The organism is Cupriavidus sp. YAF13, from assembly GCF_052113425.1.
Taxonomy (GTDB): domain Bacteria; phylum Pseudomonadota; class Gammaproteobacteria; order Burkholderiales; family Burkholderiaceae; genus Cupriavidus.
The window spans coordinates 198,708-213,129 of sequence record NZ_JBFRDD010000001.1; the positions used below are offsets into that span (position 1 = coordinate 198,708).

Genomic DNA, 14,422 nt, shown 5'->3' on the forward strand with positions numbered 1-14,422 from the left:
TTCCAGAATACGGAAACTTGGCCCGCGCCACGCAAGTGGGGCGGGCTTTTTTCTTGTCGCTTGTCCGCCCGGCGCTATCGTTTCCTATCGGCCCGGCTCACCCGCTTGTGCGCAGCGGCCAGCGCGTGGCAACTGCTAATATGCCAGACGGTCCCCGCAGACGGGCCAGCGACCCGCAAGTACATCTGGAGGACTCGAATGCCTCAGACAGACGCCCCTTCGCCGCATGACGCCGCCGTGCAAGACCGCGTGTTCCAGGAAGGCCGCCTCTCGCTTGGCCTGACCTTGCCGATGCTGCAATCCGGCCAGGTAGTCGCGGATTTCCGCGAGCAGGTGGCGCTGGCCAAGCTCGCCGACGCGCTCGGATTCCGCGCGCTGTGGGTGCGCGACGTGCCGCTGAACAGCGCCGACTACCCGGACCCGGTCGGGCATCTCGATCCCTGGGTGTTCCTTGGCGCGCTGGCCAGCCAGACCGAGCGCATCGCGCTGGTGAGCGGTGCCATCGTGTTGACGCTGCGGCATCCGCTGCATGTCGCCAAAGGGGCCATTTCAGTCAGCGCGTTGTCGCAGGGCCGCTTCGTGCTTGGCCTGGGCTCTGGCGACCGTCCTGCCGAGTACGCTGCGTTTGGGCAGGCTACGGCCGCACGGCGCGATCTGTACCTGCGTCACTGGGAGACGGTGGCGGCGGCGGTGGGAGGGCCTTCCCGGGTGATCCCGGATCAGTTCCATGACGACACGCCCGAGTTTTTCGTGCTCCCCAGGCTCCCCGCGCCCGTTCCCTTGCTGGCCGTGGGCTCGGGCGGGCAGAGCGTTGACTGGATCGCGCGCCATGCCATCGGCTGGATGACCTATCACCGCGAGCCTGCGGTGCAGCGGGAGCGCTATCGCATGTGGCGCGCGGCGGTTGAGCGTGCCGCGCCCGGGCAGTTCCGCGCCTTTGGCGTGGCGATGCAACTGGACCTGAGCGCCGATGCCGGCGAGCCGCCTACCGCAATCTCGCTTGGCTATCGCACCGGGCGAAATGGGCTGAGGGAGTTGCTGCGGGACATGCGCGGCAGCGGCACGCATCATGTTTCGCTCAACCTGCAGGCATCCGAACGTGCGCCGCGAGAGGTGATGGAAGAACTGGCCGCCGACGTCCTGCCGGCATTTCACGCGGACTAGGTTTTTCTCTTCGCTAAGCGATGTCGCGGCGCAGTGCCGCTTCCACGAACGCGACAAAAGCCTTGACCTTCGCGCTGGCCATGCGGCCGCTCGGAAATACCGCCCAGAGGTCGACCGGTGCCAGCGTCCATTCGGCGAGCACCTGCCTGACTTCGCCGCTGGCGCGCGGCAGGTGCGGCTGCGTCCCCTGGTGCCGCAAGGAGAGCACCGCTGGCCCTGGACTCCAGGTTGCGGCAGGAATCTAGCCCGGCTGGCGCTTCTTCAACAGGTAGCGCTGTGTGCCTTCCATCACGAGCACTGCAGACTGGTTATGCACCGTGGAACGCATGGTCAGCACGCCGGTGCTGCAAAGTCGGGTCGGGTCATGCTTCACTGCTCCTTGATATCGGCCGCCTGCGCGACGGTCCGCCATTTGGCGATCTCGCTGTCCACGTGCGCGGCGAGTGCCTGCGGCGTTGGCTCGGCCTCGAGAACCAGGCCCATCTCGAAGGCTCGCCTCTTCAGGCCGGGGTCGGCAAGCGCACGGCGCAACGCACCGTTCAGCGTGGTGATTACTGCCGCAGGCGTCCCCGCGGGGACGAAGGCGCCATTCCACGTATAGGCTTCGTAGCCGGGTACCGCTTCGGCGATGGCCGGCGTGTCCGGTGTCTGTGCAAGGCGCGCTTGCATCGACGTGGCAATCAGCCGCACTGTTCCCGCGCGGACCTGCGCGAGTCCCGTCGGCGCGCTGTCGATCATGAAGCCGATCTGCCCGCCGATCAGGTCGGTCATGGCGGGCCCGGTGCCGCGATACGGGATGTGCGTGGTTTTCAGCGCGGCTTTGAGGTTCAGCAGCTCGGTCGCGACATGAGGTGCGCTGCCATTGCCGGCGGACCCATAGTTGATCTGCCTAGGATGCGCTTTGACGTACGCCAGGAATTCGGGGAGATTCCTGGCTGGGAAGTTCTTGTTCACCAGCAGGACCAGGGGCGCCATGGCCGCCAGTCCGACCGGCGCGAAGTCCTGCGTGGTGCGGTAGGGCAAACGGGGCACGATACTCTCGTTGACCGCGTGCGCCACGGTCGTCAACAGGACCACATAGCCATCCGGCTTGGCCTTGGCCACATAGTCGGTGCCAACCACCGTGCCGGCGCCTGTGCGGTTCTCCACGATCATCGGCTCGCCCAGCTGCTTGCCCCATTGCTCAGCCAGCACGCGCGCAAAGGCATCGGTCGGTCCGCCGGCCGCATACGGCACCACGAGCCTCACGGCTTGGGCTGGCCATGCATCCTTCGCGCTGGCGCCACCTGGTTGCGCCGCGAGCAGCGCAAGGATGACGGGGGCGCTCCGGTGCAGGGTGTTCAGGAATCGCATGCGTTCACTCCGCTTCCGTTGAGGGCGATTGTTGGATGATTGTTGAAGCCGGCACGATCAGACTTGCCAGGATGGCTTGCGCTTTTCCACGAACGCGGCGATGCCTTCCTTCGCATCGTCCGTCGCCACCACATTGCCGAAGCTCTCCACCGCCGCGGCGACGCCGCGCCGGTAGTCGTTGTCATTGGCGCGCATGAAGGCCTTGCGTCCCATCTTGACGACGACCGGAGATTTTGCGCACAAGGTCTGGGCAAGTGCTCTGGCCTCGCGCATGACGTCCTGCACGGGCACCACGCGGCTGACCAGTCCGAGGGACATGGCTTCGGCGGCGTCGAACGCGCGTCCGGTGAAAAGCAGGTCGAAGGCCCGGTGACGGCCAATCACGCGCGGCAGGTGCGTGTAGTGGATGGCGGGCGTCAGCCCGACGTCGATTTCCGGATAGCCAAAGGTGGCCGTGTCGGCGGCGACGATCATGTCGCAGGAGATCGCGAGCGTCATGCCTCCGCCGCGGGCGGTGCCGTTCACGGCGGCAATGGATGGCTTGCCCAGGTTGAATTGCGCGTCGCACAGTTCGTTGTACAGCTTGTCGACCAGGCTATAGATCCGGGCCTGCGGCGCCCCATGCAGCGCATCCAGCCGCAACCCGGCGCAAAAGCGCCGGGGCAGGGCGCTGCCCAGGATGACGGCCCTGACCGAATCGTCCTGTGCCGCGCGCCGCAGCGCCGCCAGCATTTCGTCGATCATCGCCTCGCTCAAGGCATTGACCGGCGCGCTATCCAGGAGGATTTCCGCGACCCTGTCGCGCACTTCATATCTGACTGAGGGCATGGTGACTCCTGATCTCATGCGGCCGTGCAAAGGCCACCGGGTTTGCTGGCATCGGCGCTGGCAATCACGCCGCGCGCCTTGAATCGTTCAATGGACTCGGGCGTATAGCCTGTCTGCAACAGGATTTCGTCGGTGTGCTGGCCCAGCAAAGGCGGCGCGCGGCGCGCTTGCCGGCTGCCGCCGCGAAAGCGCACGGGCAAGCCCATGTTCCTCACCTTGCCCAGCACCGGATGCTCAGACTCGGCGATCAGCGCGCGCTCGGCCACTTGCGGATGCGCCAGCGCCTGGTCCAGCGTGTGGATCGGGGAGCAGGCCACGCCAGCCTTGCGCAGCGCGTCGAGCCAGTAGGCAACCGGCTGGGTCCGAATACGCGCCTGGACCATCTCGACGGTTTCGGTGAAGTGCGCGACACGGGCCGCATTGGTGGCGAACCGCGGCGCGTCGGCCACATCCTGCAACCCGGCGACCGGGCAGAAGCGCCGCCACTGCGCGTCGTTGCCGACGCCGATCATCACTGGCCCGTCGGCTGCGTCGAACACCTGGTAGGGCGCCATGGCCGGATGCGCGGTGCCCATGGCCCGCGGCACCTTGCCGCTGAGCCAATAGTTCTGGGCGAGATAGCCCATGAAGCCCATCGCGGTATCCAGCAGGGACACCTCCAGGTGCATGCCTCGGCCTGTCTTCTGCCGCTCGATCAGTGCGGCCAGGATGCCACTGAATGCATGCATGCCGGTGCCCAGGTCCACCGGCGAAAAGCTGGCGCGCGCATGCTGGCCACCGGCCTGGCCCATCGTGCTGATCATGCCGCTGAAGGCCTGCAGCATGACGTCGTAGCCGGGTTCCTGGCCCAGGGGGCCCGTGCGTCCGTAGCCAGAGATCTCGCAGTAGATCAGCGCCGGGTTCAACGCGCACAGCGTGTCGTAGTCCACACCGAGCCTGGCGGCGGCGCCACTGCCGAAGCCTTGCAGCACGACGTCCGCCTTGGCCGCCAGCCTCTGGACGATCTGCCTGCCCTCGCTGGTCTTGAGGTCAACGGCGAGACTGCGCTTGTTGTGATTGACGGCGAGAAAGGTGGCGGACTGCCCGCGCTCCTGCGGCAGCCAGGCGCGCGTATCGTCGCCGCCGCCGACCGGCTCGACCTTGATGACTTCGGCGCCAAGTTCGCCCAGATACTGCCCGCACAAGGGGCCGGCAAGCACCTTGCTCAAGTCGAGGACGCGAATGCCCTGCAATGCAATCATGGATGTGTCTCCGAAGCGGATCGGCGGCGGACGCCGCCCGGGATTGCGGGCGCGGGTCCGGCGTCGTATTGTGGCTATGGGATGCCGGTGAGTCGGGGCGGCTACTCGGGCTTGATATCGATGGAGCGGGCCAGGGCCATCCATCGCGCGGTGTCGCGATTCACATAGGCCTGCACATCGGCGGGCGCCATGTGGAACGGCTCGGCTCCCCGCGCAATCAGCGCATGGCCATAGCCTGGATCGCCAGCGCTTTGCGCCACGGCCTGGCGCAGCATCTCGACGATGGCGGGCGGCGTCTTCGCGCAAGCTTGCAGCGACAGCCAGAACTTCAGGTCCAGCGCCGGATAGCCGGCTTCCTGCAGCGTCGGCACATCCGGCAGCAGGGGCGAACGCGCAGCCGAAGTGATCGCCAGGGCCTTGAGCTTGCCGCCCTGTATCTGGCCGATGGAGGTGGTCATGCTGTCGAAGAGGAAATCCACATTCCCGGCCATGACGTCAGTGCTTGCTGGCGCGCTGCCCTTGTAGGGCACGGCCACCGCGGTGAAGCCCGCGGCCTTCTGCAGCAGCGCGCCATAGATATGCGGGGAGCTTCCCGCGCCGAAGGTGGCGTAGGTGAGATTGTCCGGCCGCTGTTTGCCGGCACGGACCAGCTCCGCCAGGGAGCTGACCCCCAGCTTGGTTGGATGCACCACCAGCACGTTCGGCACCGTCGCAACCACGCCGATGGCCACCAGGTCGCGTTGCGGGCGAAACCGCAAGTCGGGAAACAAAAGCGGGTTGACGGCATGCATGCCGACCGTGTTCAGCAGCAGCGTATAGCCATCGGCGTTGGCGTCGAGCACATTCTGCGTGCCGAGATTGCCGCCGGCGCCGGGCTTGTTCTCGATCACCACGGGCTGGCCGAGCCGGTTGCCCAGCGGTATGGCAATCAGGCGTGCCACGAAGTCACCGGGGCCACCCGCCGCGAACGGGACAACAAGCTTGATCGGCCGCGACGGCCATTGCCCGGCATGGAGCGACGGGGCGAGCAACGATGCGGCTGCGCCCGTCAGGAAAGTACGGCGGCTGAGTCCCATTGAGTCTCCGTGGATGATCTGTCTTGGCATTCCGCGTGCGTTGCGTGGAAGCTGGCGTCACTATGGGCTTCGGTACCGCTATATGTCCAAGATAGATTTTTGATATTGAGTATATTTTTATGCTATACCCAGCTGGAACTTGCCGCCATCGTGCCGCCGCCCGGCCGGCCCCGTGGTGTCACATGCGGAGACTTGCTTATGTCGATCGATGTACGTGGACTCAGATGCTTTCTGGCGGTGGTGTCGGCGGGATCGATCTCCCGGGCCGCGGAGAACATGCATCTCGCGCAACCGGCGCTGAGCCTTCAGATCAAGCACATCGAGCAGGATCTTGGCGTGGCCCTCTTCATGCGCAGCCACAAGGGCGTCGTCCTGACTGCCGCCGGGCAGAGATTCGAGAGCCACGCCAGGGATATCCTCAAGCGGCTCGACGTCGCCTGCGAGGACGTGCGCGACCTGGTAACCGATCCCGCGGGCAGGGTTGCGATCGGCCTGCCGCAATCCATGGCGAAGATACTGACCGTGCCGCTGGTGCGCGAAGCCATCCGGCGCTGGCCTAAGGTCCAGTTGCAGGTGGTCGAGCTCAGCACCGGGTACATCCCCGACCAACTGCTGAGCGGGCGCATCGATATTGGCCTGACCTTCCAGGCGGACGCTGGCTCCGGCCTGCTGTTCGAACACGTGGTCGACGAGGATCTGGTCTTGCTGGCGCCCCCGGGGCAGTTCGCCGATGCCCGCAAGCGCGGAGCCGATCTGACGAAGACGGTGCGGTTCAAGGACCTGCATCGCTTCCCCATGATCCTGCCCGCCGGCGAGCATGGCCTGCGCGCGTTGATCGATGGGTATCTGCGCGCTCATCAGGTCGTGCTCCCGGTGCTGGCGGAGGTGAATGCCATACCGCAACTCATCAATCTCGCCGCGGCGGGCGTGGGGTGCACGATCCTCTCCTACGCATCGGTCTGCGAGGAGTTGCACGATGGCTTGCTGTCCGCGGCGCGGATCACCCATCCGAGCATGTCGCGCCCGGTCTATCTGTGCCGCTCCGCCACCATGCCGCTGTCGATCGCGGTCTCGGCGGTGCTGGATCTGCTGATGGAAACGGTTCGCGCGCTGATCGCCGATGGGCAGTGGCCGGCCCGCGTGAACAGCGCCGGCCGCTGACCGCAAGGGCGGGGCGCGCAAGGCGTTCGGCACAGCGAGCGCCTCTCCCACCCCCTCCGGCATGTTCATATTTCCGTCGAATCTTATGCGGAAAACGTGCAAGGATCGGCGAAACCATTCGTTCCTTTCAGATAGGCCCCTCGGTAGTCTTCATCCCTGACGCAAGCCTTCCCACACAAGGAGGGCCATGAAACGCGGCGCGCACGCGCCATTTCACGACGAGAATACGGGAGCAGGACACATGATTCGCAAGCTGGCCATCGGACTCGCGGCACTGGCCGTCATCGGTTCCACCCAGACCGCCTGGGCCAACACCGCCCTCTTGAACGTTTCGTACGATCCCACGCGGGAGCTGTACGTGGACGTGAATGCCGCCTTCGCCAAGGCGTGGAAGGCCAAGGGCGGCGACGCGCTGACCATCCGCCAGTCGCACGGCGGCTCGGGCAAGCAGGCGCGTTCGGTGATCGATGGGCTGGATGCGGATGTGGTCACGCTGGCGCTGGGCTATGACATCGACGCCATCGCCGAGAAGGGCTTGCTCAAGCCGGACTGGCAAAAGCGCCTGCCRCASAAYKCGKCGCCCTAYACCTCGACCATCGTGTTCCTGGTGCGCAAGGGCAACCCCAAGGGTATCAAGGACTGGAACGACCTGGTCAAGCCGGGCGTGCAGGTGATCACGCCTAACCCGAAGACCTCGGGCGGCGCGCGCTGGAACTACCTGGCGGCCTGGGGCTACGCGCTGCGCCAGCCGGGCGGCAACGAGCAAAAGGCCAAGGAGTTCGTCGGCCAGTTGCTCAAGAACGTGCCGGTGCTSGATTCCGGCGCSCGCGGCGCCACCACCACCTTTGTCGAGCGCGGCCTGGGCGATGTGCTGATTGCCTGGGAAAACGAGGCTATCCTGGCGATCAAGGAACTGGGCCCGGACAAATTCGACATCGTCGCGCCGTCGATCTCCATCCTGGCCGAGCCGCCGGTGGCGGTGGTGGACAAGGTGGTGGACAAGAAGGGCACGCGCAAGGTGGCCGAAGCTTACCTGCAGTTCCTGTACACCGACGAGGGCCAGGAAATCGCGGCCAAGAATTACTACCGCCCGATCTCGGAGAAGATTGCCGCCAAGTATGCGAGCAACTTCCCCAAGGTCAAGCTGTTCACCATCGATGAGGCCTTTGGCGGCTGGCAGAAAGCGCAGAAGGCGCACTTCGCCGACGGTGGCTCGTTCGACCAGGTCTACCAGCCTGGCAAGAAGTAAGACGTAGCCGGCGGCGGGCGCGTGCCCGCCGCGCAACTTCCGTGCCTTATCCCCGCTTCCTATTTTTATTCCCATGCCGATCCGAGCCGGCGCCCCGCTGCGCCCTGCCAGGCATGTACTGCTGGTGGCGCTAGTCACCGGCGCACTGGGCGCTGCCTTGCTGGCGATCGGCCTGGTTGCGGCAGGCGAGGGCCGGACGGCCACGATCCACAAACAGCGCTGAAGAGGCACGGACATGCAGGTCTTCTGGTTTATCCCCACGCACGGCGACAGCCGCTACCTCGGTACCTCGGAAGGGGCGCGCGAGGTCAATATCGATTACCTGAAGCAGATCGCCACCGCGGCCGATACGCTTGGCTACGAGGGCGTGCTGATTCCCACCGGCCGCTCCTGCGAGGATCCGTGGGTGGTGGCCTCCACGCTGGCCGCGGTCACCACCCGGCTGCGCTTCCTGGTGGCGGTACGCCCCGGGCTGATGGCGCCCACGCTGGCCGCGCGCATGGCGGCGACATTCGACCGCCTGTCGGGCGGACGCCTGCTGGTGAACCTGGTGACCGGCGGCGATGTATCGGAGCTGGAGGGCGATGGCCTGTTCCTGGACCATGCCGAGCGCTACGAAGCCTCGGCCGAGTTCATCCGCATCTGGCGTGAGGTGTTGGCCGCCAGCCATGAAGGCGCCGAGCTCGACTATGAGGGCAAGCATCTCAAGGTCAAGGGCGCGAAGGTGTTGTTCCCGCCGCTGCAGCGCCCGCATCCGCCGGTGTACTTCGGCGGCTCCTCGGCCGCCGCGCATGAGCTCGCGGCCGAGCAGGTGGATACCTACCTGACCTGGGGCGAGCCGCCGGCGGAGGTCGCCAGGAAGCTCGCCGACGTGCGCCAGCGCGCGGCGCGCCATGGGCGTAGCGTGAAGTTCGGCATCCGCCTGCACGTGATCGTGCGCGAGACCGAGGACGAGGCATGGGCCGCGGCCGACCAGCTGATCAGCAAGCTCGACGATGCGACGGTGGCGCGCGCGCAGGCGGTGATCGGCAAGATGGATTCCGAAGGGCAGCGCCGCATGGCCGCGCTGCACGCAGGTGGCGGCGGACGCAGCCGCGCGGAGCTGGAGATCAGCCCCAACCTGTGGGCCGGCGTGGGCCTGGTGCGCAGCGGCGCGGGCACGGCACTGGTGGGCGACCCGCACATCGTGGCGGCGCGCATCAAGGAGTACGCGGCGCTGGGCATCGATACCCTGGTGCTGTCCGGCTACCCGCATCTGGAAGAAGCCTATCGCTTCGCCGAACTGGTCTTTCCGCTGCTGCCGCGCTCGGTGCGCGACCAGCTGCAGGGCAAGGTGCTGTCCGGCCCTTTCGGCGAAGTCATGGCAACCGGCATCGTGCCGCGCGCGGCGCGCGGGTAGGAGGCAACCATGTCCGCTCCCTTGACCTTGCCCGCGCGCAACCCTGACTGGCTGCGCCATGCCGCTCGCTCGGCCGCGCCCTGGATCGTGCCGGTGCTGCTGGTGGCGGCGTGGCAACTGGCCTCGCAGCTGGGCTGGCTGTCCAACCGCATCCTGCCGGCGCCGTTCGACGTGGTGAAGGCCGCCTGGGGCCTGTCCGTGACCGGCGAGCTGTGGCGCCACGTGTGGGTCAGTACCTGGCGCGCCGTGCTCGGCTTCACCATCGGCGGCGGCTTCGGGCTGGCGCTGGGCCTGCTGACGGGCACCTTCCGGCCGGCCGCGACCCTGCTCGACAGCACCTTGCAGATGGTGCGCAACATTCCGCCGCTGGCGCTGATCCCGCTGGTGATCCTGTGGTTCGGCATCGACGAGACCGCCAAGCTGTTCCTGGTTTCGCTGGGCGTGTTTTTCCCGATCTACCTGAACACGTACCACGGCATCCGCGCGGTCGACCCCGGGCTGATCGAGATGGCGAAGAGCTACGGCCTGTCGGGCTGGCGCCTTTACCGCGAGGTGATCCTGCCGGGCGCCTTGCCCAACATCCTGGTCGGCGTGCGTTTCTCGCTCGGCCTGATGTGGGTGATCCTGATCGTGGCCGAGACCATCTCGGCGCAGTCGGGCATCGGCTACATGACCATGAATGCGCGCGAGTTCCTGCAGACCGACGTAGTGCTGGTGGGCATCCTGCTCTACGCGCTGCTGGGCAAGCTGGCGGATTTGCTGTCACGCGGGCTGGAGCGGTTCTGGCTGCGCTGGCACCCCGGCTACCAGGCGCACTGAGCGCGGCCGGCCAAGGAGAACCCGATATGCAAAGCAACCCGATCGAGCAGGCCGCGCTGGCCGATGTGCCCGCCAGCCAGGATGGCAAGGGCCTCGCGCTGCGCGTGCAGCAGGTGGTGAAGCGCTACGGCGGGCGCGAGGTGCTGCACGGCATCGACCTGCAGGCCGCGCCCGGCGAGTTTCTCGCCATCGTGGGCCGCAGCGGTTGCGGCAAGAGTACCTTGCTGCGGCTGGTGGCCGGCCTGGAAGACAGCGACGGCGGTGGCGTGACGCTGGACGGCGCGCCTGGCAACAAGCAGTGCGAGGCGGTCCGGGTGATGTTCCAGGATGCTCGCCTGCTGCCGTGGAAGACGGTGCTGGACAACGTGGCGCTGGGGCTGGCGCGCGCGCAGCAGGCCGATGCGGCCAGGGTGCTGGGCCAGGTCGGCGTGGCCGAGCGCGCGGGGGAGTGGCCGGCGCGCCTGTCGGGCGGGCAGCGCCAGCGCGTGGCACTGGCGCGCGCGCTGGTGCATCACCCGCGCTTGCTGCTGCTGGACGAGCCACTGGGCGCGCTGGATGCGCTGACCCGCATCGAGATGCAGGGCTTGATCGAAACCTTGTGGCAGCGCCTTGGCTTCACGGCGCTGCTGGTCACCCACGATGTATCGGAGGCGGTAGCGCTGGCCGACCGCGTGGTGCTGATCGAAGACGGCCGCATCGCGCTGGACCAGAGGGTGGCGCTGCCGCGTCCGCGCCAGCGCGGCTCGGCGGCGTTCGCGCAACTGGAGGACGCGGTGCTGCGCCGGGTGATGCGGCGTGACGGCGCGCCGGCTGCCGATGAGAGCCAGCACGGGCAAGCATTGTTGCCCGCAGTGGACTGGTCGGTGGCGCGCACGTTCGATTCAGTGCGCTGGGCAATCTAGGGACGCAAGCAGGGATGCAAGCAGCGGCGCAGGCAAGCCCGCCGAGGAAGCAGCAAACAAGAATGAAGCAAAGGACGCGCGGCCAGCCTTGAGCGAAGCCGGCGCAACCCGCGCAAGCGGTGGCAGCCCTGGGTGAGCGGGCAACGTCACTCACCCGCGCGGGGGCCATCCGCTAAACCAGAGTTTTACGCAATTGTCATTTTCACTCACGCAAAGGAGCTTCTATCATGAGCATTCAGGCGATCAACGTACGTAACCAGTTCCGCGGCAAGGTTGCCGCCATCATCGAAGGCCCTGTGGTCTCGGAGGTCGACGTCGAGACGCCGGCCGGCATCGTCACCTCGGTCATCACCACCCGCTCGGTCAAGGATCTCGGCCTTGCCATCGGCAGCGAAGTCGTTGCCCTGGTCAAGGCTACCGAGGTCTCCCTGGCCAAGCTTTGAAGCCTCGCCCGAGGCGCAAGCGCAACGCAAAGGAAATCGCAATGGCAAGCGCGAACGAAGCAGGCGCGGCACCGACGGCGCTTACCCACTACCTGGAAGGGCTGCCGCGCCGCCCCGAGCGCGATCGCCAGCTGTGGCGCGACGAGCGTGGGCAGGTGCAGGGCCAGTTCTATCACTGCTCGCTGACCAGCGCGTTCGAGCCGCTTATCACCCTGTCCAGCCGCGACGTGGTGGCGCACGAAGGCACGCTGCGAACATACGCCGGCGATGGCGTCGGCCTGACCGCTTGGAAGCTGTTTGCGATGGCGGCGGACGATGCCTCGCTGGTCTCGCTCGACCGGCTCTCGCGCCTGGTGCATGCCATCAATTATTTCGCGGCCGATGGCGATCGCAAGCTGGTGCTCAACGTGCACAACCGGCTGCTGGCCGCCGTGGCCGACGATCACGGCGCGGCCTTCCGGCGCGCGCTGCAGTCGCTCGGCCTGCCGCTGGACCGGTTCGTGATCCAGGTGCCGGCCAGCGCCAACGACGACCTGCCGCTACTGCTGCATGTGGTGGGCAACTACCGCCGCAACGGCTTTGCGGTGAGCCTGCAGGCATCGGATCCCGCGGAGGCCGGCGCGCTGATGGCGCACGCGTTGCCCGACTGGCTCAAGCTGGACATGCGCCGCAATTGGACCGACCGCCAACTGGCGGGGCTGCAGGCCAGTGCCGATAGCGCCGGCGTGACGCTGATCGGTCGCCGGCTGGAGAACGCCGAAAACGCCGAGCGGCTGCAGGCGGCCGGCATCGTACTGGGGCAGGGCAGCTTCACCGGCGCGGCGGTGAGCGCACGCCACCTGCGTGAAGTGGCCGGCGAGGCTGGCATTCAGGAGTTCAAGGGCGGGGCGCCACGGAGCGGATCCGGCGGCATCCCGATGGCGTTGACCAAGGAGCCGATATGACGCAGACGAAGAGGCCGGCCGCGCGGGAGCAGCGCGGCGGCCAGGCGGGCGCAAGCACGCGACCCGCCGACGTACGGTTGAAGGTGCCCAAGGGCTTGCAGATCCTGACGGTGCCCGGGTTGCATGGCAGTGGCCCGGGCCACTGGCAGAGCCGTTGGGAGCAGCGCTTTCCGGACTGGCAGCGCGTGGAGCAGCACGACTGGTCGCGCCCGAGCCTGCCGCTGTGGGCCGAGCGCGTGTCGGAGAGCGTCATGCGGGCGCAGCGCGTGGCCCCGCGCGGGGCCATCCTGGTGGCGCACAGCTTCGGCTGCCTGGCCACCTTGCGCCAGGCAGCGCTCGACCCCGAGGGCATCGCGGGCGCGGTGCTGGTGGCGCCGGCCGATCCCGACAAGTTTGGCGTGGCCGGGCTGCTGCCCGCGTACCGGCTGCCGTTTCCCACCATCCTGGTGGCCAGCCGCAATGATCCCTGGATGCAGCAGCGCACCGCGTTCAGCTGGGGCACGCTGTGGGGCAGCGAGCTCCATGACGCGGGCATGCTGGGTCACATTAACGCCGAATCCGGCCTTGACCAGTGGCCCGAAGGGCTTGCCTTGCTCGATGCCTTGATCCAGCGGATCGAGGCGGACGGCAGCGCCGGCCCGTCCGGAGACTGCGCCGGGCCTTGGGAAGGCGGGCTGGAAGTGTCGTCCACGTTCCCTTATATCTAAAACGCCTAAGAACATACGCAAAGATTCGTTCTGTTTATAAGGCGGTATCTGCAGAATTTGTCTCGTAGGCCGGTGCGTTATGCGCCGGCGTCATAAAGAAGCCGCCCCCGCTGCTTCGGTTTCCGGCGAACTCCGCCCGGAAGCCATTCTCCGGAGGCGGATACGACAGTGACGGCACAGACGAGACAACATGCCACCCTCGATTTCCCTGGCGGACAATCCGCCCCCGGCGAGGCCGGATGCCCCCCAAGCGCGCAAGAGCGCGCCGCCCAAGCCAGGCAAGCAGCGCTTTACCGTGCTGCCAGGCTTTGGCCTCTCTCTGGGCTTCACGCTGTTCTACCTGACGCTGATCGTCCTGATCCCGCTGTCGGCCACCTTCCTCAAGACCTTCACCATGACCTGGGAGGCCTTCTGGGCCGCGGTGAGCTCGCCCCGGGTGGTTGCCTCCCTGCAACTGAGCTTCGGCGCCTCGCTGATCGCCGCCATCGTCAATACGGTGTTCGGGCTGGTCGTGGCCTGGGTGCTGGTGCGCTACCGCTTTCCCGGCAAGCGCCTGGTCGATGCGCTGGTCGATCTGCCCTTTGCCCTGCCCACCGCGGTGGCCGGCATTGCGCTGACCGCGCTGTTCGCCGGCAACGGCTGGATCGGCCGCTACCTGGAGCCGCTGGGCATCAAGGTGGCCTTCACCCCGCTGGGCGTGGTGGTGGCGCTGACCTTTATCGGGCTGCCGTTCGTGGTGCGCACGGTGCAGCCGGTGCTCGAAGACGCGGAGCAGGAGCTGGAAGAAGCCGCGGCCAGCCTGGGCGCCACGCGCCTGCAGACCTTTGTCCGCGTGATCCTGCCGACCATCCTGCCGGCGCTGCTGACCGGGTTTGCGCTGTCGTTCGCGCGGGGCACCGGCGAGTACGGCTCGGTGGTATTCATCTCCGGCAACATGCCGATGGTCTCCGAGATCGCGCCGCTGATGATCTATTCCAAGCTGGAGCAATACGACTACGCGGGCGCAACCGCGGTGGCGGTGGTGATGCTGGTGATCTCCTTCGCGCTGCTGCTGTTGATCAACCTGCTGCAAGCGTGGACGCGCCGTCACCACCAGGCCGTGCGTGCGTCCGTCTCGCCGGACAAGGAGAGCTGAA

Annotated in this window: 17 protein-coding genes; 11 read left to right on the plus strand and 6 right to left on the minus strand. The window is 67.0% G+C overall.

Going from position 1 to position 14,422, the window contains the following annotated elements:
- The first annotated feature begins 198 nt into the window (after nucleotides 1–198).
- The gene (locus tag AB4061_RS01225; RefSeq protein ID WP_441630165.1) at nucleotides 199–1,164 is read left to right on the plus strand and encodes an LLM class oxidoreductase; all 966 of its coding nucleotides are present in this window, start codon (nucleotides 199–201) and stop codon (nucleotides 1,162–1,164) included.
- Nucleotides 1,165–1,177: 13 nt separating this feature from the next.
- Here AB4061_RS01225 and AB4061_RS01230 read toward each other — a convergent pair whose 3' ends face one another.
- The 6 genes from AB4061_RS01230 to AB4061_RS01255 all read right to left on the minus strand — a co-directional run bounded on the left by AB4061_RS01230 (nucleotide 1,178) and on the right by AB4061_RS01255 (nucleotide 5,662).
- Entirely contained in the window at nucleotides 1,178–1,363 is a 186-nt protein-coding gene (locus AB4061_RS01230) for a hypothetical protein (RefSeq protein WP_441630166.1), read from the minus strand.
- Nucleotides 1,364–1,405: 42 nt separating this feature from the next.
- A complete protein-coding gene (locus tag AB4061_RS01235; RefSeq protein WP_441630168.1) occupies nucleotides 1,406–1,537 on the minus strand; it encodes a hypothetical protein in 132 nt (43 codons plus the stop codon).
- The gene (locus tag AB4061_RS01240; RefSeq protein WP_441630170.1) at nucleotides 1,534–2,517 is read right to left on the minus strand and encodes a tripartite tricarboxylate transporter substrate binding protein; all 984 of its coding nucleotides are present in this window, start codon (nucleotides 2,515–2,517) and stop codon (nucleotides 1,534–1,536) included. The genes AB4061_RS01235 and AB4061_RS01240 overlap by 4 nt, the downstream gene beginning before the upstream one ends.
- A gap of 57 nt (nucleotides 2,518–2,574) precedes the next feature.
- Nucleotides 2,575–3,345: an enoyl-CoA hydratase/isomerase family protein gene (locus AB4061_RS01245; RefSeq protein ID WP_441630172.1), complete on the minus strand. Its 771-nt coding sequence runs from the start codon at nucleotides 3,343–3,345 to the stop codon at nucleotides 2,575–2,577.
- A gap of 14 nt (nucleotides 3,346–3,359) precedes the next feature.
- Nucleotides 3,360–4,586: a CaiB/BaiF CoA transferase family protein gene (locus AB4061_RS01250; RefSeq protein WP_441630174.1), complete on the minus strand. Its 1,227-nt coding sequence runs from the start codon at nucleotides 4,584–4,586 to the stop codon at nucleotides 3,360–3,362.
- A gap of 101 nt (nucleotides 4,587–4,687) precedes the next feature.
- Nucleotides 4,688–5,662, minus strand: a complete 975-nt coding sequence (locus AB4061_RS01255; RefSeq protein WP_441630175.1) for a Bug family tripartite tricarboxylate transporter substrate binding protein — start codon at nucleotides 5,660–5,662, stop codon at nucleotides 4,688–4,690.
- 198 nt (nucleotides 5,663–5,860) lie between these two features.
- Here AB4061_RS01255 and AB4061_RS01260 point away from each other — a divergent pair, with 198 nt between their 5' ends.
- The 10 genes from AB4061_RS01260 to cysT all read left to right on the plus strand — a co-directional run bounded on the left by AB4061_RS01260 (nucleotide 5,861) and on the right by cysT (nucleotide 14,421).
- A complete protein-coding gene (locus tag AB4061_RS01260) occupies nucleotides 5,861–6,823 on the plus strand; it encodes a LysR family transcriptional regulator (protein WP_441630177.1) in 963 nt (320 codons plus the stop codon).
- A gap of 241 nt (nucleotides 6,824–7,064) precedes the next feature.
- Nucleotides 7,065–8,072, plus strand: a complete 1,008-nt coding sequence (locus AB4061_RS01265; protein WP_441630179.1) for a sulfate ABC transporter substrate-binding protein — start codon at nucleotides 7,065–7,067, stop codon at nucleotides 8,070–8,072.
- A 73-nt stretch (nucleotides 8,073–8,145) separates the two neighbouring features.
- The gene (locus tag AB4061_RS01270; RefSeq protein ID WP_441630181.1) at nucleotides 8,146–8,295 is read left to right on the plus strand and encodes a hypothetical protein; all 150 of its coding nucleotides are present in this window, start codon (nucleotides 8,146–8,148) and stop codon (nucleotides 8,293–8,295) included.
- A gap of 12 nt (nucleotides 8,296–8,307) precedes the next feature.
- Entirely contained in the window at nucleotides 8,308–9,471 is a 1,164-nt protein-coding gene (gene ssuD, locus AB4061_RS01275; RefSeq protein ID WP_441630183.1) for an FMNH2-dependent alkanesulfonate monooxygenase, read from the plus strand.
- A 9-nt stretch (nucleotides 9,472–9,480) separates the two neighbouring features.
- Nucleotides 9,481–10,290, plus strand: coding sequence for an aliphatic sulfonate ABC transporter permease SsuC (gene ssuC, locus AB4061_RS01280; protein ID WP_441630185.1), 810 nt, complete (start codon nucleotides 9,481–9,483; stop codon nucleotides 10,288–10,290).
- Nucleotides 10,291–10,316: 26 nt separating this feature from the next.
- A complete protein-coding gene (locus AB4061_RS01285) occupies nucleotides 10,317–11,192 on the plus strand; it encodes an ATP-binding cassette domain-containing protein (protein WP_441630187.1) in 876 nt (291 codons plus the stop codon).
- A 227-nt stretch (nucleotides 11,193–11,419) separates the two neighbouring features.
- Nucleotides 11,420–11,635 (plus strand): TOBE domain-containing protein, encoded by a 216-nt coding sequence (locus AB4061_RS01290; RefSeq protein ID WP_017224957.1) that lies wholly within the window; start codon nucleotides 11,420–11,422, stop codon nucleotides 11,633–11,635.
- 41 nt (nucleotides 11,636–11,676) lie between these two features.
- Nucleotides 11,677–12,579 (plus strand): EAL domain-containing protein, encoded by a 903-nt coding sequence (locus tag AB4061_RS01295; protein WP_441630189.1) that lies wholly within the window; start codon nucleotides 11,677–11,679, stop codon nucleotides 12,577–12,579.
- Nucleotides 12,576–13,286, plus strand: a complete 711-nt coding sequence (locus AB4061_RS01300) for an RBBP9/YdeN family alpha/beta hydrolase (RefSeq protein WP_441630191.1) — start codon at nucleotides 12,576–12,578, stop codon at nucleotides 13,284–13,286. Before AB4061_RS01295 ends, AB4061_RS01300 begins: the two co-directional genes overlap by 4 nt.
- A 190-nt stretch (nucleotides 13,287–13,476) precedes the next feature.
- On the plus strand, nucleotides 13,477–14,421 hold the full coding sequence (cysT, locus tag AB4061_RS01305; RefSeq protein WP_441630193.1) for a sulfate ABC transporter permease subunit CysT: 945 nt from the start codon (nucleotides 13,477–13,479) through the stop codon (nucleotides 14,419–14,421).
- The last annotated feature ends 1 nt before the right edge of the window (nucleotide 14,422 follow it).